The organism is Streptomyces sp. KPB2 (genome assembly GCF_003950055.1).
GTDB lineage: Bacteria > Actinomycetota > Actinomycetes > Streptomycetales > Streptomycetaceae > Streptomyces > Streptomyces salinarius.
Genome location: NZ_CP034353.1, coordinates 951,417 through 972,741, shown reverse-complemented (window position 1 = coordinate 972,741; position 21,325 = coordinate 951,417). Strand labels below are relative to the sequence as shown.

19 protein-coding genes and 1 tRNA gene are annotated in these 21,325 nt (G+C 72.5%); 10 read left to right on the top strand and 10 right to left on the bottom strand.

The window, feature by feature from the left end:
• Positions 1 to 31: 31 nt before the first annotated feature.
• On the bottom strand, positions 32 to 841 hold the full coding sequence (locus D1J63_RS04280) for an alpha/beta hydrolase (RefSeq protein WP_125627792.1): 810 nt from the start codon (positions 839 to 841) through the stop codon (positions 32 to 34).
• 213 nt (positions 842 to 1,054) lie between these two features.
• Here D1J63_RS04280 and D1J63_RS04275 point away from each other — a divergent pair, with 213 nt between their 5' ends.
• The 3 genes from D1J63_RS04275 to D1J63_RS04265 all read left to right on the top strand — a co-directional run bounded on the left by D1J63_RS04275 (position 1,055) and on the right by D1J63_RS04265 (position 4,660).
• Positions 1,055 to 2,242 (top strand): thiolase family protein, encoded by a 1,188-nt coding sequence (locus D1J63_RS04275; protein ID WP_125627791.1) that lies wholly within the window; start codon positions 1,055 to 1,057, stop codon positions 2,240 to 2,242.
• 59 nt (positions 2,243 to 2,301) lie between these two features.
• Complete coding sequence (locus D1J63_RS04270) at positions 2,302 to 3,825, top strand: long-chain fatty acid--CoA ligase (RefSeq protein WP_125627790.1); 1,524 nt, start codon at positions 2,302 to 2,304, stop codon at positions 3,823 to 3,825.
• A gap of 61 nt (positions 3,826 to 3,886) precedes the next feature.
• A complete protein-coding gene (locus D1J63_RS04265) occupies positions 3,887 to 4,660 on the top strand; it encodes a sulfite exporter TauE/SafE family protein (RefSeq protein WP_125627789.1) in 774 nt (257 codons plus the stop codon).
• On the opposite strand, the gene D1J63_RS04260 is transcribed toward D1J63_RS04265, so the two are convergent.
• The 3 genes from D1J63_RS04260 to D1J63_RS04250 all read right to left on the bottom strand — a co-directional run bounded on the left by D1J63_RS04260 (position 4,587) and on the right by D1J63_RS04250 (position 8,156).
• On the bottom strand, positions 4,587 to 6,707 hold the full coding sequence (locus D1J63_RS04260; RefSeq protein WP_164712714.1) for an MDR family MFS transporter: 2,121 nt from the start codon (positions 6,705 to 6,707) through the stop codon (positions 4,587 to 4,589). The genes D1J63_RS04265 and D1J63_RS04260 overlap by 74 nt on opposite strands.
• A gap of 69 nt (positions 6,708 to 6,776) precedes the next feature.
• The gene (gene cobF / locus D1J63_RS04255) at positions 6,777 to 7,550 is read right to left on the bottom strand and encodes a precorrin-6A synthase (deacetylating) (RefSeq protein ID WP_125627787.1); all 774 of its coding nucleotides are present in this window, start codon (positions 7,548 to 7,550) and stop codon (positions 6,777 to 6,779) included.
• 66 nt (positions 7,551 to 7,616) lie between these two features.
• Positions 7,617 to 8,156 carry a DUF309 domain-containing protein gene (locus D1J63_RS04250; protein WP_125627786.1) on the bottom strand — a complete coding sequence of 180 codons (540 nt, stop codon included), beginning with the start codon at positions 8,154 to 8,156 and terminating at the stop codon, positions 7,617 to 7,619.
• A 100-nt stretch (positions 8,157 to 8,256) separates the two neighbouring features.
• Here D1J63_RS04250 and D1J63_RS04245 point away from each other — a divergent pair.
• The 3 genes from D1J63_RS04245 (at position 8,257) to D1J63_RS04235 (ending at position 10,853) form a co-directional block, all read left to right on the top strand.
• Positions 8,257 to 8,330: transfer RNA gene (locus D1J63_RS04245), tRNA-Pro, on the top strand.
• A 214-nt stretch (positions 8,331 to 8,544) separates the two neighbouring features.
• Positions 8,545 to 10,281 carry a SpoIIE family protein phosphatase gene (locus tag D1J63_RS04240; RefSeq protein ID WP_125627785.1) on the top strand — a complete coding sequence of 579 codons (1,737 nt, stop codon included), beginning with the start codon at positions 8,545 to 8,547 and terminating at the stop codon, positions 10,279 to 10,281.
• 122 nt (positions 10,282 to 10,403) lie between these two features.
• Positions 10,404 to 10,853, top strand: coding sequence for a spore-associated protein (locus D1J63_RS04235; RefSeq protein ID WP_102931977.1), 450 nt, complete (start codon positions 10,404 to 10,406; stop codon positions 10,851 to 10,853).
• Positions 10,854 to 10,934: 81 nt separating this feature from the next.
• Here D1J63_RS04235 and D1J63_RS04230 read toward each other — a convergent pair whose 3' ends face one another.
• Positions 10,935 to 11,357, bottom strand: coding sequence for an ankyrin repeat domain-containing protein (locus D1J63_RS04230; RefSeq protein ID WP_125627784.1), 423 nt, complete (start codon positions 11,355 to 11,357; stop codon positions 10,935 to 10,937).
• Between the two features lie 97 nt (positions 11,358 to 11,454).
• Here D1J63_RS04230 and D1J63_RS04225 point away from each other — a divergent pair, with 97 nt between their 5' ends.
• Entirely contained in the window at positions 11,455 to 12,441 is a 987-nt protein-coding gene (locus tag D1J63_RS04225; RefSeq protein WP_125627783.1) for an aldo/keto reductase, read from the top strand.
• 18 nt (positions 12,442 to 12,459) lie between these two features.
• Here D1J63_RS04225 and D1J63_RS04220 read toward each other — a convergent pair whose 3' ends face one another.
• Genes D1J63_RS04220 through iolC form a run of 5 tightly spaced genes read right to left on the bottom strand, consistent with a single transcriptional unit; the run spans position 12,460 to position 17,976 of the window.
• Positions 12,460 to 13,245 (bottom strand): GntR family transcriptional regulator, encoded by a 786-nt coding sequence (locus D1J63_RS04220; RefSeq protein ID WP_125627782.1) that lies wholly within the window; start codon positions 13,243 to 13,245, stop codon positions 12,460 to 12,462.
• Between the two features lie 56 nt (positions 13,246 to 13,301).
• Complete coding sequence (iolD, locus tag D1J63_RS04215) at positions 13,302 to 15,176, bottom strand: 3D-(3,5/4)-trihydroxycyclohexane-1,2-dione acylhydrolase (decyclizing) (RefSeq protein ID WP_125627781.1); 1,875 nt, start codon at positions 15,174 to 15,176, stop codon at positions 13,302 to 13,304.
• Positions 15,173 to 16,069, bottom strand: coding sequence for a 5-deoxy-glucuronate isomerase (gene iolB, locus D1J63_RS04210; protein ID WP_125627780.1), 897 nt, complete (start codon positions 16,067 to 16,069; stop codon positions 15,173 to 15,175). The genes iolD and iolB overlap by 4 nt, the downstream gene beginning before the upstream one ends.
• A 34-nt stretch (positions 16,070 to 16,103) precedes the next feature.
• Positions 16,104 to 17,000, bottom strand: a complete 897-nt coding sequence (locus tag D1J63_RS04205) for a deoxyribose-phosphate aldolase (protein WP_125627779.1) — start codon at positions 16,998 to 17,000, stop codon at positions 16,104 to 16,106.
• A 13-nt stretch (positions 17,001 to 17,013) separates the two neighbouring features.
• Positions 17,014 to 17,976, bottom strand: coding sequence for a 5-dehydro-2-deoxygluconokinase (gene iolC, locus D1J63_RS04200; protein ID WP_125627778.1), 963 nt, complete (start codon positions 17,974 to 17,976; stop codon positions 17,014 to 17,016).
• Between the two features lie 252 nt (positions 17,977 to 18,228).
• On the opposite strand from iolC, the gene D1J63_RS04195 reads away from it, so the two are divergent.
• The 3 genes from D1J63_RS04195 to D1J63_RS04185 are packed head-to-tail and all read left to right on the top strand — an operon-like array spanning position 18,229 to position 21,325.
• Positions 18,229 to 19,251 carry a sugar ABC transporter substrate-binding protein gene (locus D1J63_RS04195; protein ID WP_125627777.1) on the top strand — a complete coding sequence of 341 codons (1,023 nt, stop codon included), beginning with the start codon at positions 18,229 to 18,231 and terminating at the stop codon, positions 19,249 to 19,251.
• The gene (locus tag D1J63_RS04190) at positions 19,251 to 20,327 is read left to right on the top strand and encodes an ABC transporter permease (RefSeq protein WP_164712713.1); all 1,077 of its coding nucleotides are present in this window, start codon (positions 19,251 to 19,253) and stop codon (positions 20,325 to 20,327) included. Before D1J63_RS04195 ends, D1J63_RS04190 begins: the two co-directional genes overlap by 1 nt.
• 5 nt (positions 20,328 to 20,332) lie before the next feature.
• Positions 20,333 to 21,325, top strand: a complete 993-nt coding sequence (locus tag D1J63_RS04185) for an ATP-binding cassette domain-containing protein (RefSeq protein ID WP_125627775.1) — start codon at positions 20,333 to 20,335, stop codon at positions 21,323 to 21,325.

Genomic DNA, 21,325 nt, shown 5'->3' with positions numbered 1-21,325 from the left:
CGGGCGCGCTCCGGGCGGGCGCCGCGCCGGATCAGCGGGCGAGCGCGTCGTCCAGGAAGCGCGTGAGGTCCGTGAACACCTCGTCCCGGTTGGTCTCGTTGAAGAGCTCGTGCCGCGCGCCCGGGTAGATCCGCTCGGTGAGGTCGCCGCCGCTCAGCGGCTCGACGCCGACGCGGCTGCCGGGCAGCGGCACCAGCCGGTCGTCGTCCCCGTGCACCCACAGCAGCGGCAGCCCGCCGACGTCGCCGCCCTTGGCCACCGCCTCAAGCGTCCGCACGAACGCCTCCAGGGTCGGTCGCTTCATCGGCCCGTGCCAGACCAGCGGATCCGCCGTGTACGCCGCCCCCACCGCCGGGTCGCGGGAGAGCGAGGCCGGGCTGATCGGGGTGTCGGGGATCTCGTCCAGGGCGAGCAGCCGGCCCGGCAGCTCCCAGTCGCCGATGACCGGCCCCGAGAGCACCAGTGCCGTCAGCTCCCCGGGGTGGCGCTGGGCGTACCGGGAGGCGATGAGGCCGCCCATGGAGTGTCCGACCATGACGACCGGCAGGTCCGGGTGGGCGGCCCGGGCGAGCTCGGCCACGGCGTGCACGTCGGTGACCACGTCCTCGAAGTCCTCCACCACCACCCGCTCGCCCTCCGAGCGCCCGTGCCCCACGTGGTCCGGGGCGTAGACGGCGGCGCCGTGGCCGGTGAGGACGCCGGCCACCTCTTCGTAGCGGCCGGAGTGCTCGCCGTACCCGTGGACCAGCAGGGCGGCATAGCGCGGCCGGCCGGCGGACCACTCGCGGACGGTGATCCGTCCCCGCGTTCCGGTCAGGATGTGCTCGCGGGTCTCGGCCATGTCTCCTCCGGCTGCGTCGGTGACGGTCGTCCGTTGTCCGTCGTCCGTTGTCCGTCGTCCGTTGTCAGGGGGATCTTCCCAGGAGGCCGTCCGGCGGTCTATAGTCCAAAACTAGCAGTGCTAATTAAGGGTAGTGCTCATCAAGGTTCGCGGTGGTCGACGCGGCGGCGGTGCGCCGTCCGGAGGCCGCGCGACGACGGTCAGGAGTCCCACGTGCGTCCCGTCCACTTCGCGGCCGCCCGCCGCACCCCGATCGGCAAGCTGCGGGGTTCCCTGTCGGCCGTACGGCCCGACGACCTCGCCGCCGCGGTGATCCGGGGCCTGGTCGCCGACGTGCCCGCGCTCGACCCCGCCCGGATCGACGACGTGTACTGGGGCGCCGCCAACCAGGCCGGCGAGGACAACCGCAACGTCGCCCGGATGGCCGCCCTGCTCGCGGGCCTGCCCGAGACCGTGCCCGGCGCCACCGTCAACCGGCTCTGCGCCTCGGGCCTCGAAGCCGTCACCGCCGCCGCCCGCACCATCGCCGCCGGCGAGGCCGACATCGTGCTCGCGGGCGGCTCCGAGTCCATGAGCCGCGCCCCCTTCGTGCTGCCCCGTCCCGACGAGGCGCTGCCCCACCGCATCGAGACCGCCGACACCCGGCTCGGCTGGCGCCTGGTCAACCCGGCGATGAAGGACCTGCACGGACTGCTCGCCATGGGCGAGACGGCCGAGGAGGTCGCCGAGCGGTACGGCGTCCCGCGCGAGCGCCAGGACGCGTTCGCCCTGCGCAGCCACCGCCTCGCCGCCGAGGCCCGCAAGAACGGTCACTTCGACGACGAGATCCTCCCCGTCGAGCGCCCGGACGGCGTGGTCGTCGACACCGACGAGTGCGTCCGCGAGGACACCTCCCTGGAGAAGCTGAGGCGCCTGAAGCCGGTCTTCCGCCCCGGCGGCACGGTCACCGCGGGCAACGCCTCCCCGATGAACGACGGCGCCGCCGGCCTCCTCCTGGTCAGCGAGGAGGCCCTGAACGACCTCGGCCTGGAGTCGCTGGGCCGCTACGTCGCCGGCGGCTCGGCCGGTGTCCACCCCGACGTCATGGGCATCGGACCGGTCCCCGCCACCCGCAAGGTCCTCGCCCGGGCCGGCTGGAGCGTCGGCGACCTCGCGGAGGCCGAGTTCAACGAGGCGTTCGCCGCCCAGGCCCTCGCCTGCGTGGACCGGCTCGGCATCGACCCCGACCTGGTCAACCCGACCGGCGGCGCCATCGCGCTGGGCCACCCGCTCGGCTGCTCCGGCGCCCGCATCCTCACCACCCTGCTCCACCGCATGCGTCGCACGGGGGCCGGCCGCGGGCTGGCCACGATGTGCGTGGGCGTGGGGCAGGGCAGCGCGGTCCTCGTCGAACGCCACTAGGTCCTGTCGTAGAGCCACCCCCTCTGCGGAGCCGCAGCAAGGAAACGGAGCAACACCCCATGGCAACCCTCTCCGTCGCCGCCGTCCTCGCCGAGAACGCCCGGCGCCGTCCCGACAAGCAGGCGCTGGTCGAGGGCGACCTGCGCCTGACCTTCGCCGAGGTGTGGCGGCGGGCCCGCGCCCAGGCCGGCGCCCTCGTCGGCCTGGACGTCCGGCCGGGGGACCGGGTGGCGCTGATGGCGCCCAACACCGCCGACTTCCCGCAGGCGTACTACGCCGTCGCCGCGGCCGGCGCCGTCGTCGTCCCCGTGCACCTGCTGCTGTCGGCCGCCGAGGTCGAGCACGTCCTGCGCGACAGCGGCGCCACCCTGCTGCTCTGCCACCCGGCGCAGGCGGAGACCGGGGCCGCCGCCGCACGGGCGACCGGCGTACGGATGATCACGCTCGGCGAGGAGTTCGGCAAGCTCGCCGCGGACGCCGAGCCCCTGCCCTCGTACGTCACCCGCAACGCCGACGACCCGGCCGTCGTCTTCTACACCAGCGGCACCACCGGCGTCCCCAAGGGCGCCGTGCTCAGCCACTTCAACCTGGTGATGAACGCGACGGTCAACGCCTTCGACGCCAACGACATCCGCCCCGACGACGTCGCGCTCGGCGCACTGCCCCTCTTCCACGCCTTCGGCCAGACCGTCTCCCTGAACTCCACCTGGCGGGCCGGCGCGACCCTCGTCCTGCTGCCGCGCTTCGACGCGGCCCGCGCGATCGAGCTGATGGTGAAGGAGAAGGTCAACACCTTCCACGGGGTGCCGACCATGTTCGTCGCCCTCGCCGCCGCGGCGGCCGGCGCCGAGGCCCTGCCCGAGCTGCGGGTGTGCGTCTCCGGCGGCGCCTCGCTCCCGGTGGCCGTCCTGGAGCGGTTCGAGGCGGCGTTCGGGGCGAAGATCTACGAGGGGTACGGGCTCTCGGAGACCTCGCCGGCGGCGGCCGTGAACCAGCCGGTGTTCGGCGCCCGGCCCGGCACCATCGGCCACCCGCTGTGGGGCGTGGACGTGGAGATCGCCCGCGCGGAGGTCGAGGACGCCGTCGAGCTGCTGCCGGCCGGCGAACTGGGCGAGGTCGTCGTGCGCGGCCACAACGTCTTCTCCGGCTACCTCGGCCGCCCCGAGGCCACCGCCGAGGCGCTCGTCGACGGCTGGTTCCGCACCGGGGACCTCGGCACCAAGGACGAGGACGGGTTCCTGAGAATCGTCGACCGGAAGAAGGACGTGATCATCCGGGGCGGCTACAACGTCTATCCGCGGGAGGTCGAGGAGGTGCTGATGCGCCACCCCGGCATCGCCCAGGTCGCCGTCATCGGGCTCCCCGACGAGCTGCACGGCGAGGAGGTCTGCGCCGTCGTCGTGCGCGCCCCGGGCACCTGGGCCGGGGCGGCGCCCGACGCCGGCGGGATCACCGACTGGTCCAAGGAACACCTCGGCCGCCACAAGTACCCGCGCCGGGTGGAGTTCGCGGACGAACTGCCGCTCGGGCCGAGCATGAAGGTGCTCAAGCGGGAGCTGAGGGCGCGGTACACCGGCCGCTGAGGATCAAGGGGCGAGACGGTGCTTACGGCGCCGGTGGGGTGCGCATAGCATCGGTGCCCGCATGGACACCATCACGCTGTGGCACCTCACCGGCTGGGAGTTCGCCGCCCTCGCCTTCGCGGCACTGCTCGTCGGCTTCTCCAAGACAGCGGTGAGCGGGGCCAACACGGTCAGCCTCGCCATCTTCGCGGCGGTCCTGCCGGCCCGCGCCTCCACCGGCATCCTGCTGCCGGTGCTGATCGCCGGGGACGTCCTCGCCGTCCTCACCTACCGGCGCCACGCGCACTGGCCCACCCTGTGGCGGCTGTTCCCGGCGGTCGGCGTCGGCGTGGTCGTCGGCACCCTGTTCCTGGTGTGGGCGGACGACGCGGTCGTGCGTACGTCGATCGGTGTGATCCTGCTGTTCATGGCCGGGGTGACCGTGTGGCGCCGGCGGCAGGCCGACGCCGCCGGGCGGCCGGACGAGGTCGCCTCGCGCACCGGCCGCGCGAAGGCCCGTTCGTACGGCGTCCTGGGCGGGTTCACCACCATGGTCGCCAACGCGGGCGGCCCGGTGATGTCGATGTACCTGCTCTCCGCGGGGTTCAGGAAACTCGGTTTCCTGGGCACCTCGGCGTTCTTCTTCCTGATCGTCAACGTCTCCAAGCTGCCGTTCAGCGCGGGCCTCGGCCTGATCGACGGCCACTCGCTGCTGCTCGACGCCGTGCTGGTCGTCTTCGTGGTGCCCGGCGCGCTTCTCGGCAAATGGGCCGTGAACCGGATCAACCAACGCCTGTTCGAGCGTCTGGTGATCGCGGCGACGGTTGTGGGCGGTCTGCAGCTCCTGCTTGCCTGACCCGCTGCGGCAGACCGTTGCTGAGGTCCTCCACCAGCAGGCGCTTGGCGATGGCGTCGACGGCGGCGCGCAGTTCCGTGTCCGTCGGCCGCCCGATGTCCCGCTCCACCCGGTCCTCCAGCCAGGCCGCCCAGGCCCGGCCGATCACGAGGGCCTCGCGGGCGCCCGCGTCGGTGTGCGAGAGCAGGGAGCCGTGCCGGGTGAGGAACCCCTCCTCCACCATCCGGTCGAAGACCGGCAGCAGCACCTCCGGCGGCAGCCGGCGGCGGGCCGCGATCAGACCGAGGCTCGCGTGCCCGACCAGCCGCGTGAACAGCTCGACCTGCATCACGGCCCAGGCCCCCGCGACGTCCAGCCGCGTGTCGCTGTCCGCGATGATCCGGCGCGCGGTGTCCAGCTCCGTACCGCCGATGACCTTCCCGACGGACGCCTCCAGGGCCCGCCTGCTGCTCGCGTCGTGCGGGGAGGCGAAGCCCTCGCCCATGTCCGTGGACCCCGCCCGGGCACTGTCGCGCAACTGCACCTGTTTGAGGAACAGGGCGACGACGAAGCCCAGGACCGCGACCGGCACCGTCCACAGGAACACGGTCTGGATCGTGTCCGCGTACGCGGCGACGATCGGAGCCGACGCCGGGGGCGGCAGCCGGTGCACGCCCTCCGGACTGGTCGCCGCACCGGCGATCACCGACGGGTCGGCGGCCCCGGTGCGGGCCGCCGCGCCGACGCCGTCCCGCAGGTTGGGCCCCAGCGCGTTGGCGTAGATCGTGCCGAACACGGCGGTGCCGAAGGAACTGCCCAGCGTGCGGAAGAAGGTGACGCCGGAGGTCGCGGTGCCGAGGTCGGAGTACTCGACCGTGTTCTGCACGGCGATGGTCAGCACCTGCATGGACAGCCCGATGCCCGTGCCCAGCACGAACATGTACAGCGACTCCAGCCCCGCGCCGGTGTCCGGACCCATCAGCGACATCAGATACAGGCCGACGCCCATCACCAGCGTGCCCGCGATCGGGAACAGCCGGTAGCGCCCCGTCTTGCTGACCACGTTGCCGCTGAACACCGAGGCGATCAGCAGCCCCGCCACCATCGGCAGCGTCCGCACCCCGGAGACGGTGGCCGAGTCGCCGTCCACGTACTGCAGATAGGTCGGCAGATACGTCAGCGCCCCCAGCATCGCGAACCCGACGATGAAGCTGAGGATCGAGCAGACCGTGAACACCGGGTTGGAGAACAGCCGCATCGGCAGCATCGGTTCGGCCGCCCGGGTCTCGGCCCAGCAGAACAGTCCCAGCGCGATCAACCCGCCCGCGAACAGGCCGATGATCACCGCCGAGCCCCACGCGTACTCGTTGCCGCCCCAGCTCGTCGCCAGGATCAGCGCGCTCGCCCCGACCGCGACCAGCGCGATGCCCAGGTAGTCGATGACCGGACGGGCCGCCGACTTCACCACCGGGATGGTGCGGGCGGCGGCGACCACGACGACGACCGCGATGGGCACGTTGACGTAGAACGCCCAGCGCCAGGACAGATGGTCGGTGAACAGCCCGCCGAGCAGCGGCCCGATGACCGTCGCGACGCCGAACACCGCGCCGATCGCGCCCTGGTACTTGCCCCGCTCCCGCAGCGGGATGACGTCCGCGATCAACGCCATCGACGTCACCATCAGGCCGCCCGCGCCGACGCCCTGCACCGCCCGCCAGAGGATCAGCAGCGGCATGTCGGTCGCCAGCCCGCACAGGAACGAGCCGGTGATGAACACGACCGCGGACACCTGGAAGACCACCTTGCGGCCGAACAGGTCGCCGAACTTGCCGACCAGCACCGTCGCCACGGTCTCCGCGAGCAGGTACGAGGTGACCACCCACGACATGTGTTCGGCGCCGCCCAGGTCCGACACGATGGTGGGCAGCGCGGTGCCGACGATCGTCTGGTCCAGGGCCGCGAGCAGCATGCCGAGCATGATCGTGACGAAGACGACGTTGCGGCGCCGCCGGTCCAGCACGGGCGGCTGGGCGGCGGCCGTCCGCGGCGATTCCTCGGCGACTGTCACGCGGCCACGATCACACCGGTGCACCGGCCACGCATGCGGGGCGGGGCCGCCCGGGTACGCCGGGTGCGGTCAGCGGTCGCCGGGGTTGCGCCGCAGCAGGTAGGTGTCCATGATCCAGCCCTTGCGCTCGCGCGCCTCCGCCCGCAGCCGCTCGATGCGGGGCGCGGCCTCGGCGATCGGACCGGAGGCCAGGATCTCGTCCGGGGTGCCCAGGTAGGCGCCCCAGTAGATGTCGATGTCCTGGTCCGCGTACTGCCGGAAGGCCTGGTGGGCGTCCAGCATCACGACGACGTCGTCCGTGTCCTCGGGGAAGCCCTCGGCCAGCCGCCGTCCCGTGGTGATCTGCACCGGCCGCGCCACCCGGTTCAGCCCGGTCCGGTGCCGGGCGACCAGTGAGGAGACGCTGCTGATGCCGGGCACCACGTCGTACTCGAACGCCACCGACCCGCGCTCCAGGATCTCCTCCAGGATGCCCAGCGTGCTGTCGTACAGCGCGGGGTCGCCCCACACCAGGAACGCGCCGCTCTGGTCCTCGTCCAGCTCCTCGGCGATCAGCCGCTCGTAGATGCCGGCGCGGGCACTGCGCCAGTCCCCGACGGCCGGGGAGTACGCCGCGCCGCCCGCGCTCCGGTCCCGCTCGGGATCGCGCGCCTCGACGATCCGGTACGTCCCCTCCGGTACGTGCGTCTCCAGCATCTCCCGGCGCAGCCGCACCAGGTCGGCCTTGGCCTCGCCCTTGTCCAGGACGAAGAACACGTCCGTGCTCCGCAGCGCCCCGACCGCCTGGAGGGTGAGCTGTTCGGGGTCGCCCGCGCCGATTCCGATCACATGAATTGTCCGCACGCCACGAGTCTGCCGTACGGCCCCGGCAACGCCCCGGCCGGGCTGCCCCGGCGGGCCGCGGACCGGTCAGCCGCGCAGCCGGGGTGCCCGCGCCGCCGCGTCCACGGACGCGCCGCCCTCCACCTCACCGGCCAGCTCCCGGGCCCACGCCGCCACCGAGCCGAGGTCCATCCCGTACGGCCGCTCCCGCCCGGCCTCCGACGCCACCCACTCCGTGACGGCACCGGCCCCGCGCCGCAGCAGCCTGGCCCCGCCGGTGGCGTTGCCGCGCGCCGCGTGCGTGAGCCCGACGGCGAGCTGGGCCATCCCGCGCCACAGCTCCCGCTCCTGCGCGGGCCCCGACTTCCAGGCGTCCTCGAAGACCTCGTGGGCGTGGAACGGCTTCCCGTCGTCCAGCAGCCGCTGCGCCTCGGCGACGGTCTCGCCCGGGGCCCGTACGACCCCCTCGGGCTGGCGCGCCACGCCGTCGGCGCCGTACGGCAACGGCCGCCCGAGCCCGTCCCGCGGCCGTGCGTTGCGGGCCCGCCCCTCCTCGTCACGGTCCCGGCCGCCCACCGGGCGGTCGGAGGCGGCGTCGTCCACGGGGCTGTCGGCACGGCTGTCCATGGGACCGATTGTGCCTCGCCGACGCCCGCTTAGGCGTCGCCCGGTGTGTGGGGTAAAGTGCTGTCCGCGTGATCGCGCGGTGCACCGTGCGTGAGCACACCGGGACGTGGCGCAGCTTGGTAGCGCACTTGACTGGGGGTCAAGGGGTCGCAGGTTCAAATCCTGTCGTCCCGACTGGAGACAGTCGCAGGTCAGGGCCGGTTTCAGAGGTATCTGAAACCGGCCCTTGATCATTTTCGGGGGCCGTTCGGGGACCACGCCGTCCCCGGCCCGTCCGCCGCCGAGGTGAGACTTGTGTGCCGCCGCGGGAACATCGAAGTGCAGACGCCACGGGACGACCTGAGCAAGAGTGGGACCGAGGCGGCACACGGTCAGGAGGAGCCCCGACATGGCAGGCGCGGCGGACACGGAGAGCGGTGGGCAGCGGCGCCGGGACGACGCGCCCGGCCCGCGGCTGACCGAAGCCCTTGAGGCCATCGGGGCCGGGGCGTACGTGGTCGACGAGCAGGGGCGCATCCTCGCCGTCAACAGCCGGGCCGAGGAACTGCTGGGCCGCCGGGGCGAGGACATGGCCGGCCAGGACGCCCACGATCTCCTGCACCGGGGGCCCGAGGGGCAGCAACTGCCCGCCACCCAGTGCGGGATGCGGCAGGCGTTCCACGCCGGACGCCCGGGACAGGCCGCGCTCGACCACTTCGCCCGCGCCGACGGCTCCCTGCTGTCCGTCTCCTGGCTCATCACCCCCTACTCCGGGCACGATCGGGACGCCCACACCCTCGTCATCTTTCATCCGCGCGAGCAGGCGCGCTCCGCCGAACCGTCCCCGGAGCGGTCCGTGCGGCCCCTGAGCGAACTCGAACGACTGGCCCTGCTGGCCGAGACCACGACCCGGCTGACCTCCACGCTCAACGTCGACGAGACGCTGCGCAGACTGGTGGCCCTGGTCCTGCCGCGGCTGGCCGACTGGGCCGTCATCGATCTGATCACCGAGCACGATGAGGTGTGGCGCACCGCCGTGGTCCATGCCGAGGGGGACCGCCTGGTCCACCGGGAGGATCTCGAGGGGCCGATGCCGCCGGTGCCCGAGGAGTCGCTCATGCCGCTCTCCCGAGCCCTGCGCGGCGTCGCCTCCGCGCTGGCCGAGCCCGACACCTATCAGCGCACCCCCGACTCCGGCATCGCCGTCGAGCAGCGCCGGATGTTCGACGCCACCGGCATCCGCTCCGCCGCCATCGTCCCCATCCGGGGAACCCGGGAGGTCCTGGGAGCCCTCACGCTGGGACGGGCCGACGCACCGGGGGACTTCTCCACCCCCGACCTGCCCCTGTTCGAGGACATCGCCCGGCGTGCCGGCCTCGCCCTGGACAACGCCCGCCTCTACCAGCGCCAGCGTGCCGTCGCCGAGACCATGCAGAAGCACCTGCTGCCCCAGATGCCGCGCGTCCCCGGGCTGCAGATGGCCGTCCGCTACCTGCCCGCCCCCGACGCCTCCCAGGTCGGCGGGGACTGGTACGACGCCTTCTCCCTGTCCGACGGAGCGACCGCGCTGGCCGTCGGGGACGTCGTGGGCCACGACCTGGAGGCCGCGGCCGGTATGGCCCAGTTGCGCAACATGCTCCGTGCCTACGCCTGGTCGCAGCAGGAGCCGCCCAGCCGCGTCGTGGAACGGCTGGACGAGGCGATCATGCCCATCACCGACGTCTCCATGGCCACGCTCGTCTTCGGCCGCGTCAGCAGGACGGACGACGGACTCTGGCGGCTCTCCTGGACCAACGCCGGTCATCCGCCGCCCCTGCTCGTCACCCGCGAGGGCCTGACCGACTACCTCACCGACGGACACAGCCTCCTGCTCGGCACGGGCCTCGGCACCTCCCGTCCCGACGCCACCGTCCTGCTGCCACCGGGCTGCACGCTCCTGCTGTACACCGACGGCCTCATCGAAGTGCCCGGCCACACCCTCGACGAGGGCCTGGACCTGCTGCGCCAGCACGCCGCCGCGCTCGCCCACCGGCCCCTGCCGGCCTTCGCCGACCAGCTCCTGCACCGGGTCCGGCCACCCGGCCTCGACGACGTCGCCCTCCTCGCGCTGCGCACACCCGGAAGCGCCCCGCACGGGCACGGGTGACGGAGAGCCGGGGGACCGCCGGCCCACGGACGGAAAAGGCGCATCCGGAGCACAACCAATCCCCGCCGCCCGTAGTCACACCAGACAGGAGTAAACGACTCCTACGACCGCAAGGGGGAAATATGCGCATTGCACGCTCCGCCCTGTCCGTCACCGCTGTGGCGGCCCTGTCCCTGGGCACCGCGACGGCGCTCGCCGCACCCGCCTCCGCCGCTCCCAACACCACGCCCGGCAAGGTCTGCGGCAGCGGCTACAAGACCGTCAACTCGGCCGCCGTCGGCTCGCGCGGCACCGTCTACCTCACCTACAACGCCACCAACGGCAAGAACTGCGTCGCGACCATCCGCAACACCCCGGGCACCGCGACGGACATGTCCGCCTGGATCTACGTGCCCGACACCCAGGCGTACGACGAGGACTACGGGACGTACACCTCGTACGCCGGCCCCACCTACGTCTACGGCAAGGCCCACTGCGTGGACTGGGGCGGCAGCATCGGCAACGTCAGCGTCCAGATCACCGGCTCCAACTGCGCCGCCCTCGCCGAACACCGGGTCACCACCGTCCGGTGACCGGCCTGTGGTGACGGCCGCCGCCGCGGGTGGCGTGCCGTCACCGTCCGCGGCCGCGGGTGGCGTTGTCCGGCCCCGTCGTCACTCCCGGGGCCGGGCCCCCGCGGCCACGAGCAGGTCCATCGTCTCCCGGTGCGGGCCGTTCGACGCCCAGTCCAATGGCGTCCGGCCGGTGCCGTGGTCCTCGCGCAGATTCGGGTCCGCTCCATGATCGAGGAGGGTGCGGATGGTCTCCGTGTGGCCCCAGCAGGCCGCCCCGCACAGGGGCGTGCCCTCCGAGCCGGTCCCGCTCTCCGTGTCGGGCCGGGCTCCCGCCGCGAGCAGCACGCGGACGATGCCGACGTCCCCGTTCACGGACGCGAGGTACAGCGGAGTGCTCCCCGCCGTGTCCGCCGTCTCGGCCGGCGCTCCGGCCCGCAGTGCCGCCCGTACCCGCGACACGTCGCCGACCAGCGCGGCGTCGACGAGACGCCGGGACAGTTTCTTGTGCTTTCGCCTGTTCACGCGAGCCGAGACTACTGAGTGCTTGACTTGAAGCGCACTTCAAATTGAAGACTCCCTGCCGTGCCCGGACGACCGGACACGCATGGGGAGGAACATCATGAAGTACCGCACCATCGGCACCGACCCCGCCCACCGCCGGGAGGTGAGTGTGCTGGCGCTCGGCGCCATGCTCTTCGGGTCACTGACCGACGAGAAGACCTCGTTCGCCGTCCTCGACCGCTATGTGGAGGCCGGCGGGAACTTCGTCGACACGTCCGACAACTACGCCTTCTGGACCGACGGCGGCCAGGGCGGCCAGAGCGAGGAGCTCCTCGGCCGCTGGCGGCGCAGCCGCGGGATCGGCGACGAGGTCGTCATCGCCACCAAGCTCGGCGCGCGTCCACTGGCGCCCGGCACCGGCTACACCGACAACCCGGAGGGCCTGTCGGCCGAGGTGATCCGCGAGGCCGCCGAGCGCAGCCGGGACCGGCTCGGGGTGGACAGGCTCGACCTGTTGTACGCGCACATCGACGATTACACGGTGGAGCAGCGCGAGACCGTCGAAGGGTTCGGCGCACTGGTCGCGGAGGGCACCGTGGGGCTGCTCGGCGTCAGCAACCAGGCGATGTGGCGCGTCGAGCGGGCCCGCGCCCTGGCCGCCGCGGCCGGGCTGCCCGGCTACGAGGTGCTGCAGTACCAGCACAGCCACCTGCGGCCCCGCTTCGACGTGCCCAGCGAGTTCTCCCCGTACGGCAGCCTCGGTCACGCCGGCGCCGAACTCCTCGGCTATCTGCGGGCCGAGCCGGACCTGACCCTGGTCGCCTACTCGCCGCTGCTGGCCGGCGCCTACGTCCGCGAGGACAAGCCGCTGCCCCCGGACTACGACCACCCGGGCACCCCGGCCCGGCTCGCCGTGCTCCGCGAGGTCGCCCGGGAGACCGGGGCCACGGTCAACCAGGTCGTCCTCGCCTGGCAGATCGGCGCGGACCTGCCGATCGTGCCGCTGGCCGGGGCCTCGTCGCTCGCCCAGCTCGAGGAGAACCTCGCCGCCGTGGACCTGGAACTGACGGCGGACCAGCGGGCCCGCCTGGACGGCGTCCACTGAGGCCGGCCGGTCGTCCGGTCAGTTCCTGACCAGCAGCTGGAAGTCGAACGCGTACCGGGACGCGCGGTAGACGTGCGTCCCGTACTCGACCGCCCGCCCCGTGTCGTCGTAGGCGGTGCGCTGCATGGTGAGCAGCGCGGCGCCCTCCCGCTCGCCGAGGCGCTCGGCCTCCTCGCGGGAGGCGATGCGGGCGCCGACGGTCTGCCGGGCGCTGTGCAGGGTGATGCCGGACGCGCGCATCATCCGGTACAGGCCGGTCGACTCCAGCCGGACGTCGTCGAGTTCCAGCAGGTCCGCCGGAAGGTGGTTGCACAGCATCGCCACCGGCTGGCCGTGGGTGAGGCGCAGCCGCTCCAGGACGGTGACCTCGGTGCCCTCCGCGACACCGAGGGCCGCCGCGACCTCGGCGGCGGCCGGAACGCGCTCGTTGCGCACCACCCGGGTGCCGGGACCCTGCCCGGCCGCCTCCAGGTCGTCGTAGAGACTGCTCAGTTCCAGCGGGCGCTTGACCTGGCTGTGCACCACCTGGGTGCCGACCCCGCGCCGCCGCACCAGCAGCCCCTTGTCGACCAGGGACTGGATGGCCTGGCGGACGGTCGGCCGGGACAGGCCGAGACGGACGGAGAGATCGACCTCGTTGCCCAGCAGGTTCCCCGGCGCGAGCACGCCGTGCTCGATCGCCGCCTCCAGCTGCTGGGCCAGCTGGTAGTAGAGCGGCACCGGACTGCTCCGGTCCAGGGCGAAGTCCAGGGTGCCGGTCGCGGGGACGGTCACGGCACGTGCGGGGTCGCCGGAATTCGCCATGGACGTACCTCCCTCGGGTGGGTGACTGGCTGTCGGGGGGCGGGATGCGGAGGCAGTCAGAGGTGGTGGCGGCGGTCGGCGAGCGCACGCTCGTAGGCCTTGCGCGCGTCGGTGGCCGCCTCGCGGGCGGACACCTCGGCCACCGGCACGTCCCACCAGGCCTCCGCCGGGAGGGCGGCCGACGGGGGCGCCGTCTCGACGTACACGCACGTCGGGCGGGTCGCCGCCCGGGCCGTGGCCAGCGCCTCGCGCAGCTCCCGCACCGTCTTGGCGCGCAGGACGTCCATGCCGAGGCTGGCCGCGTTGGCGGCGAGGTCGACGGGGAGCGGGGCGCCGGTGAAGGAGCCGTCGGCGACGCGGTGGCGGTAGTCGGTGCCGAAGCGTTCGGCGCCCACCGACTCGGACAGGCCGCCGATGGAGGCGTAGCCGTGGTTCTGGACCAGGACCAGCTTCACCGGCAGGTTCTCCTGCACGGCCGTCACGATCTCCGTCGGGTTCATCAGGTACGTGCCGTCGCCCACCAGAGCCCACACGGGGGTGCCGGGCGCGGCCTGCTGGACGCCGAGCGCGGCCGGGATCTCGTAGCCCATGCAGGAGTAGCCGTACTCCAGGTGGTACTGGCGCGGGGAGCGGGCCCGCCACAGCTTGTGCAGGTCGCCGGGGAGCGAGCCGGCCGCGTTGATCACCACGTCCTCGTCGCCGACCACCGCGTCGAGCGCGCCCAGCACCTGCGTCTGGGTCGGCACCGCGCCGTCGTCGTCGGCCCGGAAGGCGGCCTCGACGCTCTCCTCCCAACGGACCTTGCCCGCCCGGTACTCCGACTCGTACGCCGCGTCCACGCGGTGGCCGGACAGCGCCTGTGCGAGCGCCGTGAGCCCGGCCCGCGCGTCGCACACCAGGGTGCCGGCGGCGAGCTTGTGGGCGTCGAAGGCGGTGATGTTGAGGTTCAGGAAACGGACGTCCGGGTGCTGGAAGAGGGTGCCGGAGGCGGTGGTGAAGTCCGAGTGGCGGGTGCCGACGCCGATCACCAGGTCGGCGGTGCGGGCGAGTTCGTCGCTCACCGCGGTGCCGGTGTGGCCGATGCCGCCGAGGTCGGCCGGGTGGTCGTGGCGCAGGGCGCCCTTGCCGGCCTGGGTGGAGGCGACCGGGATGCCGGTGGCGTCCACCAGCGCCCGCAGCGCGTCCTCGGCCTCGCTGTGGTGGACGCCGCCGCCCGCGACGATCAGCGGGCGCGCGGCGGCGCGGACCACCCGTACGGCATCGGCCAGTTCCGCCGGGTCGGGCGCGGGGCGGCGCACCCGCCAGACGCGGTCGGCGAAGAACTCCTCCGGCCAGTCGTACGCCTCCGCCTGCACGTCCTGCGGCAGCGCCAGGGTGACCGCGCCGGTCTCCGCCGGGTCGGCCAGCACGCGCACGGCCTTCAGCGCGGAGGCCAGGAGCGCCTCGGGACGGGTGATCCGGTCGAAGTAGCGGGACACCGGCCGCAGGGCGTCGTTGACGGACGCGTCGGCCTCGACGGGGTGCTCCAGCTGCTGGAGCAGCGGGTCGGCGGCGTGCGAGGCGAAGTAGTCGCCGGGGAGGAGCAGGACCGGCAGGCGGTTGATCGTGGCGAGGGCGGCGCCGGTGACCAGGTTGGTGGCGCCGGGGCCGATGGAGGTCGTCACCGCCTGCGCGGACAGGCGGTTGGTCTGCCGGGCGTGTCCGACGGCCGCGTGCACCATGGCCTGTTCGTTGCGGCCCTGGTGGTACGGCATCGCCTCGCGGTACTCGACGAGCGCCTGGCCGAGGCCGGCCACGTTGCCGTGGCCGAAGATGCCCCAGGTGCCCGTGATCAGCCGGCGCCGCACCCCGTCGCGTTCGGTGTACTGCGCGGCCAGGAAGCGCACCAGGGCCTGGGCGGTGGTCAGTCGGCGGGTGGCGGCGGCGCTCATGCGGACCTCTCCGGTGCGGTGTAGAGGGGAAGCCGGGGGTCGACCGGCTGCTCGGGCCAGGTGTCGCGGATCCAGGCGTGGTCGGGGTGGTCGCGGATCAGCCAGGCGCGCTCGGCCTCCGGCCCCGCCATGACGTTGAGGTAGTACATGTGGTGGCCGGGGACCGCCATCGACGGTCCGTGCCAGCCGTCGGGGATCAGCACGACGTCCCCGTCGCGCACCTCGGCGAGCACGTCCGTGCCCCGCCCCTGCCCGGAGGGGGAGACCCGCTGGTAGCCGAGGCCCGGGGTGCCGTCGTGGTCCGCGAACTCGAAGTAGTAGATCTCCTCCAGCACCGACTCCTCGCCGGGGCGGTGCTCGTCGTGCTTGTGGGGCGGGAAGGAGGACCAGTTGCCGCCCGGGGTGACGACCTCGACCGCGATCAGCCTGTCGCACTCGAACGTCCCCGCCGCGGCGAAGTTGTTGACCTGCCGCGAGCAGTTCCCGGTGCCCCGCAGCTCCACCGGCACCGACGACGCCGGGCCGTAGCGGGCGGGCAGGCGTCGGGTGCAGCGGGCGCCGGTCAGCGCGAACCGGCCGCCGCCGGAGGACGTGAGGGTGGTGCGGGCGTCGCGCGGCACGTACGCGAAGTCGGTGACGCCGGTGAACACGCCGTCCCGGCCGGTCAGTTCGAAGCTGTCCCGGCCGAAGTCGTCGGCGGTCGCGACCGTGCAGCCGCCGCTCAGCGGCAGGACGGTCCACTCGCTGTCGCCGCTGTCGAAGGTGTGGCTGCCGCCGGGGGGCAGGTGCACGACGCGCAGGCTGCTGTAGCCCCAGCCGGCGCTCCCGGGCGTCACGTCCACGGCGTACGGGCCGTCCCCCGCGGCCTTGCCCGCGGGCAGGTGATACGTCATCGTCCGCTCCTCCGCCTCTTCCGACCCTCCCGGGTCACAGCAGTCCGACGGCCGTGTCCACCGCCTGTTCCACGCTGCCCCCGGCCGGGTAGAGCAGCGAGCGGCCGACCACCATGCCCTGCACGGTGGGCAGCCTCAGGGCCTTGCGCCAGCGTTCGTAGGCCGCGGTCTGGTCCGCGGGGGAGCCGCCTATGTCGCCGCCGAGCAGGACGGCGGGCAGCGTGGACGTCTCCAGGACCTCGGCCATGTCGCCGGGGTCCCGGGTGACGGGCAGTTTCAGCCAGGTGTAGGCGGAGGTGCCGCCGAGGCCGGAGGCGATGGCGATGGAGCGGGTGACGGCCTCGGCGGACAGGTCGTTGCGGACCCGCCCGTCGATCCGGCGGGAGACGAACGGCTCTATGAACAGCGGCAGTTCGTGTGCGGCCATGGCGTCCACCGCGCGGGCGCTCGCCTCCATCGTGGTCAGCGAGCCGGGGTCGTCGTAGTCGATGCGCAGCAGCAGCTTGCCCGCGTCGAAGCGCAGGCGGGCGATGTCCTCGGCGCGGTGGCCGGTGAAACGGTCGTCCATCTCGAAGGCGGCGCCCGCGAGGCCGCCGCGGTTCATCGAACCCATGACGACCTTGTTCTCCAGCACGCCGAGCAGCAGCAGGTCCTCCAGCACGTCGGCGGTGGCGAGCACGCCGTCGACGCCGGGCCGGGACAGTGCCGTGCACAGGCGTTCCAGCAGGTCGGCCCGGTTCGCCATGGCGAGCCGGCGGTCGCCGACGCCGAGCGCGCCGCGCGCCGGATGGTCGGCGGCCACGATCATCAGGCGGCCGGAGTCGCCGATCAGCGGCCGGCGCACCCGGCGCGCGGCGGCCTCGGCGATCGCCTCCGGGTGCCGGGCGCGGACCGCGGTGAGGTCCGGGATGCTGGAGATGCTGGGGGACAAGACGTAGCTCCGTTCAGGGAGTGGCTCGCGCGAGGAGGTCGTCGACCTCCGCCTCGGTGGGCATCGCGGAGGAGCAGGCGAGACGGGAGGCGACGAGGGCGCCGGCCGCGTTGGCGTACTGCATGATCCGTTCCAGCTCCCAGCCGGAGAGCAGACCGTGGCACAGGGAGCCGCCGAACGCGTCGCCCGCGCCGAGTCCGTTGACGACCTCGACCGGGACCGGCGGCACCTCGGCGGACCGGCCGTCGCGGTGCACGGCGAGGACGCCCTTCGGGCCCTGCTTGACGACCGCCAGTTCCACTCCGGCCGCCAGCAACGCCTCGGCGCAGGCGCGGGGTTCGCGCACGCCGGTGGCGATCTCGCACTCGTCCAGGTTGCCGACCGCGACGGTCGCGTGCGCGAGCGCCTCGGCGTAGTACGGGCGGGCTTGGTCCGGATCGGTCCAGAACATGGGGCGCCAGTCCAGGTCGAAGACCGTGGTGCCGGACTTCGCGCGGTGGGCGAGGGCGGCCAGCGTCGCCGTGCGGCTCGGTTCCTCGCTCAGTCCGGTGCCGGTCATCCAGAAGATCGAGGCCGCGCGGATCGCGTCCAGGTCCAGCTCCTCCGGATGGATCTCCAGGTCCGGTGCCTTGGGGCGGCGGTAGAAGTACAGCGGGAAGTCGTCCGGCGGGAAGATCTCGCAGAAGGTCACCGGGGTCGGGTACGCGGCGACCGGGGTGACCCAGCGGTCGTCGACGCCGAACTCCTTCAACGCGCCGTGCAGATAGCCGCCGAAGGGGTCGTCGCCCGTGCGGGTGATGACGGCCGTGGTACGGCCGAGCCGGGCGGCCGCGACCGCGACGTTGGAGGCCGAACCGCCGAGAAACTTACCGAAGGTCTCAACCTCCGCCAGGGGTACGCCCGTCTGCAGAGGATAGAGATCGACCCCGATGCGGCCCATCGTGATCAGATCGAAACGCGGGACTGACTCGGCCATGTGCGACGCTCCTCGGGCTGGGCGGGGGCCTGCCGCCTCCCAGGTGTATGACTCCTGGACGACGCTGTCAAGACTTTGTACTTACATTCGGACCTGTGAGTGAAATGATGTCTTGACAAAGTATTGACAGTGGGCGTCTCAAGGACTTGTATCCGGTCCCAGCGCAGCAACAGCCATTCTTCTCGGGTCTGGCACTCGGGTCAGGCACACGGCTCTCCCGTCGCACAGTCGCACAGTGAGGTGCAGGAAAAGATGGACCGCTCTTCGCACGCCCGCTCCCGCAGATTCGCCCCCGCCGTGGCCCTCGCCGCCGCCGCGGCCCTGACCCTCGCCGGCTGCTCCAGCAGCTCGGGCGGGAAGAAGGCCGACGAGGAGAGCGACTCGGGCGCCTCCGCGGGCAAGGCGAACACCCCCCGCATGACCGTCGCCCTGGTCACCCACCAGGCGCCCGGCGACACCTTCTGGGACATCGTCCGCAAGGGCGCCCAGGCCGCCGCCGACAAGGACAACGTCAAGCTCGTCTACTCCGCCGACCCGAACGCGGGCAACCAGGCCAACCTGGTGCAGAACGCGATCGACCAGAAGGTCGACGGCATCGCCGTCACGCTCGCCAAGCCCGACGCCCTGCGCGGCGTCCTCGCCAAGGCGGAGAAGGCCGGCATACCCGTGGTCGGGCTCAACTCCGGTCTGGCGGACTGGAAGAAGCTCGGCCTGATGGAGTTCTTCGGCCAGGACGAGAGCGTGGCCGGCGAGGCGCTCGGCAAGCGGCTCAACGAGGACGGAGCCAAGAAGGCCGTCTGCGTGATCCACGAGCAGGGCAACGTCGGTCTCACCCAGCGCTGCGACGGCGTGAAGAAGACCTTCGAGGGGTCCATCGAGAACCTCTACGTCAACGGCACCGACATGCCCTCGGTGAAGTCGACCATCACCGCCAAGCTCAAGCAGAGCAGCGACATCGACCACCTCGTCACGCTCGGCGCCCCCTTCGCCATGACCGCCGTGCAGTCGGTGGACGAGTCCGGCAGCAAGGCCAAGGTCGCCACCTTCGACCTCAACAAGGAACTGACCGGCGCCATCGAGAAGGGCGACATCGAGTTCGCCGTCGACCAGCAGCCCTACCTCCAGGGCTACCTGGCGGTCGACGGACTGTGGCTCTACAAGAACAACGGCAACTACAGCGGCGGCGGTGAGCAGCCGGTGCTGACCGGCCCGGCCTTCGTCGACAAGTCCAACGTCAAGGCCGTCGCCGAGTTCGCCTCGAAGGGCACCCGGTGATGAGCATGGCCGGCCAGGCCGAGCCGGCGGTGACCACACCGCCGGCCCCCGGCCCCAAGGAGACCGACGGGCGGACCCGTGAGCGCCACGTGGCGCTGCGGCTGCTCGCCCGGCCCGAGGTCGGGGTCTTCCTCGGCGCCGTCGCCGTGTTCGTGTTCTTCCTGATCGCCGCGCCCACGCTGCGCGACGGCGGCTCCATGGCGACGGTGCTGTACCAGTCGTCCACCATCGGCATCATGGCGCTGCCCGTCGCCCTGCTGATGATCGGCGGCGAGTTCGACCTGTCGGCCGGTGTCGCCGTGGTCACCTCGGCGCTCACCGCCGGCATGCTCAGCTACCAGCTGACCGTGAACGTCTGGATGGGCGTGATCGTCGCGCTGGTGGCCTCGCTGGCCGTCGGCGCCTTCAACGGCTGGGTGCTGGTGAAGACCGGCCTGCCGAGCTTCCTGGTGACGCTGGCCACCTTCCTGATCCTTCAGGGCGTCAACCTCGCCGTCACCAAGCTCGTCACCGGCAACGTCGCCACCGACGACATCAGCGACATGGACGGCTTCGACCAGGCCAAGGCCCTGTTCGCCTCGTCCTTCGACCTCGGCGGCGTCGAGGTGAAGATCACGGTCGTGTGGTGGCTGGTCTTCGCCGCCCTGGCCACCTGGGTGCTGCTGCGCACCAAGTACGGCAACTGGATCTTCGCCGTGGGCGGCAGCCAGGAGTCCGCCCGCGCGGTCGGCGTGCCGGTCACCTTCACCAAGATCACGCTGTTCATGCTGGTCGGCTTCGGCGCCTGGTTCGTCGGCATGCACCAGCTGTTCTCCTTCAACACCGTGCAGTCCGGCGAGGGCGTCGGCCAGGAGCTGATCTACATCGCGGCGGCCGTCATCGGCGGCTGTCTGCTCACCGGCGGCTACGGCTCCGCCATCGGCCCGGTCTTCGGCGCCTTCATGTTCGGCATGGTGAACCAGGGCATCGTCTTCGCGGGCTGGAACCCCGACTGGTTCAAGGCCTTCCTCGGCGCGATGCTCCTCGGCGCCGTCCTCATCAACCTGTACGTCCGCCGCGCCGCGACCAGGAGGTGACCGCAATGACCGGCAAGACCCCCGGGACCGCCCGGACCCCCGGTACCCACGGCGCCGTTCTCGCCGACCCCGCACCCGAGCACGGCCGTCCGCTCGTCGAGCTGCGCGGCGCCGGCAAGTCCTACGGCAACATCCGCGCCCTGCACGGTGTCGACCTCGCCGTCCACCCCGGCAGGGTGACCTGCGTGCTCGGTGACAACGGGGCCGGCAAGTCCACCCTCATCAAGATCATCTCCGGGCTGCACCAGCACACCGAGGGCGAGTTCCTCGTCGACGGCGAGGCGGTGCGCTTCGCCAGCCCGCGCGACGCCCTCGACCGGGGCATCGCCACGGTCTACCAGGACCTCGCGACCGTCCCGCTGATGCCGGTGTGGCGCAACTTCTTCCTCGGCTCCGAGATCACCAAGGGCCCCTGGCCCGTGCGCCGCCTCGACATCGCCCGCATGAAGCGGACCGCCGACGAGGAACTGCGCAACATGGGCATCGTCCTGGACGACCTCGAACAGCCCATCGGTACCCTCTCCGGCGGCCAGCGCCAGTCCGTCGCCATCGCCCGCGCCGTCTATTTCGGAGCCCGCGTCCTCATCCTCGACGAGCCCACCGCCGCCCTCGGCGTCAAGCAGTCCGGCGTGGTCCTCAAGTACATCGCGGCCGCCCGCGAGCGCGGCCTGGGCGTCGTCTTCATCACCCACAACCCCCACCACGCCTACATGGTCGGCGACCACTTCAGCGTGCTGCGCCTGGGCACCCTCGAACTGAGCGCCGCCCGCGCCGACATCACGCTGGAGGAACTCACCAACCACATGGCGGGCGGGGCGGAACTCGCCGCCCTCAAGCACGAACTGGCCCAGGTCGGCGGCGTCGACGTGGACGCCCTCCCGGACGACGCTCCGGATGCGGCGGAGGCATCCGCGCCGGACAGTGCCGACAGGACCGACAAGACCGTGAGCGCCGCATCCGACAGCACCGCATCCGGCACCGCCGAAGGGAAGGCCTGA

Coding starts and splice junctions, on each gene's coding strand:
- D1J63_RS04280 (WP_125627792.1), bottom strand. CDS start 841: ATGGCCGAGACCCGCGAGCACATCCTGACCGGAACGCGGGGACGGATC.
- D1J63_RS04250 (WP_125627786.1), bottom strand. CDS start 8,156: ATGGACAGCCGTGCCGACAGCCCCGTGGACGACGCCGCCTCCGACCGC.
- D1J63_RS04225 (WP_125627783.1), top strand. CDS start 11,455: ATGAAGTACCGCACCATCGGCACCGACCCCGCCCACCGCCGGGAGGTG.
- D1J63_RS04235 (WP_102931977.1), top strand. CDS start 10,404: ATGCGCATTGCACGCTCCGCCCTGTCCGTCACCGCTGTGGCGGCCCTG.
- iolD (WP_125627781.1), bottom strand. CDS start 15,176: ATGAGCGCCGCCGCCACCCGCCGACTGACCACCGCCCAGGCCCTGGTG.
- D1J63_RS04185 (WP_125627775.1), top strand. CDS start 20,333: ATGACCGGCAAGACCCCCGGGACCGCCCGGACCCCCGGTACCCACGGC.
- D1J63_RS04190 (WP_164712713.1), top strand. CDS start 19,251: ATGAGCATGGCCGGCCAGGCCGAGCCGGCGGTGACCACACCGCCGGCC.
- iolC (WP_125627778.1), bottom strand. CDS start 17,976: ATGGCCGAGTCAGTCCCGCGTTTCGATCTGATCACGATGGGCCGCATC.
- D1J63_RS04265 (WP_125627789.1), top strand. CDS start 3,887: ATGGACACCATCACGCTGTGGCACCTCACCGGCTGGGAGTTCGCCGCC.
- D1J63_RS04195 (WP_125627777.1), top strand. CDS start 18,229: ATGGACCGCTCTTCGCACGCCCGCTCCCGCAGATTCGCCCCCGCCGTG.
- D1J63_RS04220 (WP_125627782.1), bottom strand. CDS start 13,245: ATGGCGAATTCCGGCGACCCCGCACGTGCCGTGACCGTCCCCGCGACC.
- D1J63_RS04270 (WP_125627790.1), top strand. CDS start 2,302: ATGGCAACCCTCTCCGTCGCCGCCGTCCTCGCCGAGAACGCCCGGCGC.
- D1J63_RS04240 (WP_125627785.1), top strand. CDS start 8,545: ATGGCAGGCGCGGCGGACACGGAGAGCGGTGGGCAGCGGCGCCGGGAC.
- iolB (WP_125627780.1), bottom strand. CDS start 16,069: ATGACGTATCACCTGCCCGCGGGCAAGGCCGCGGGGGACGGCCCGTAC.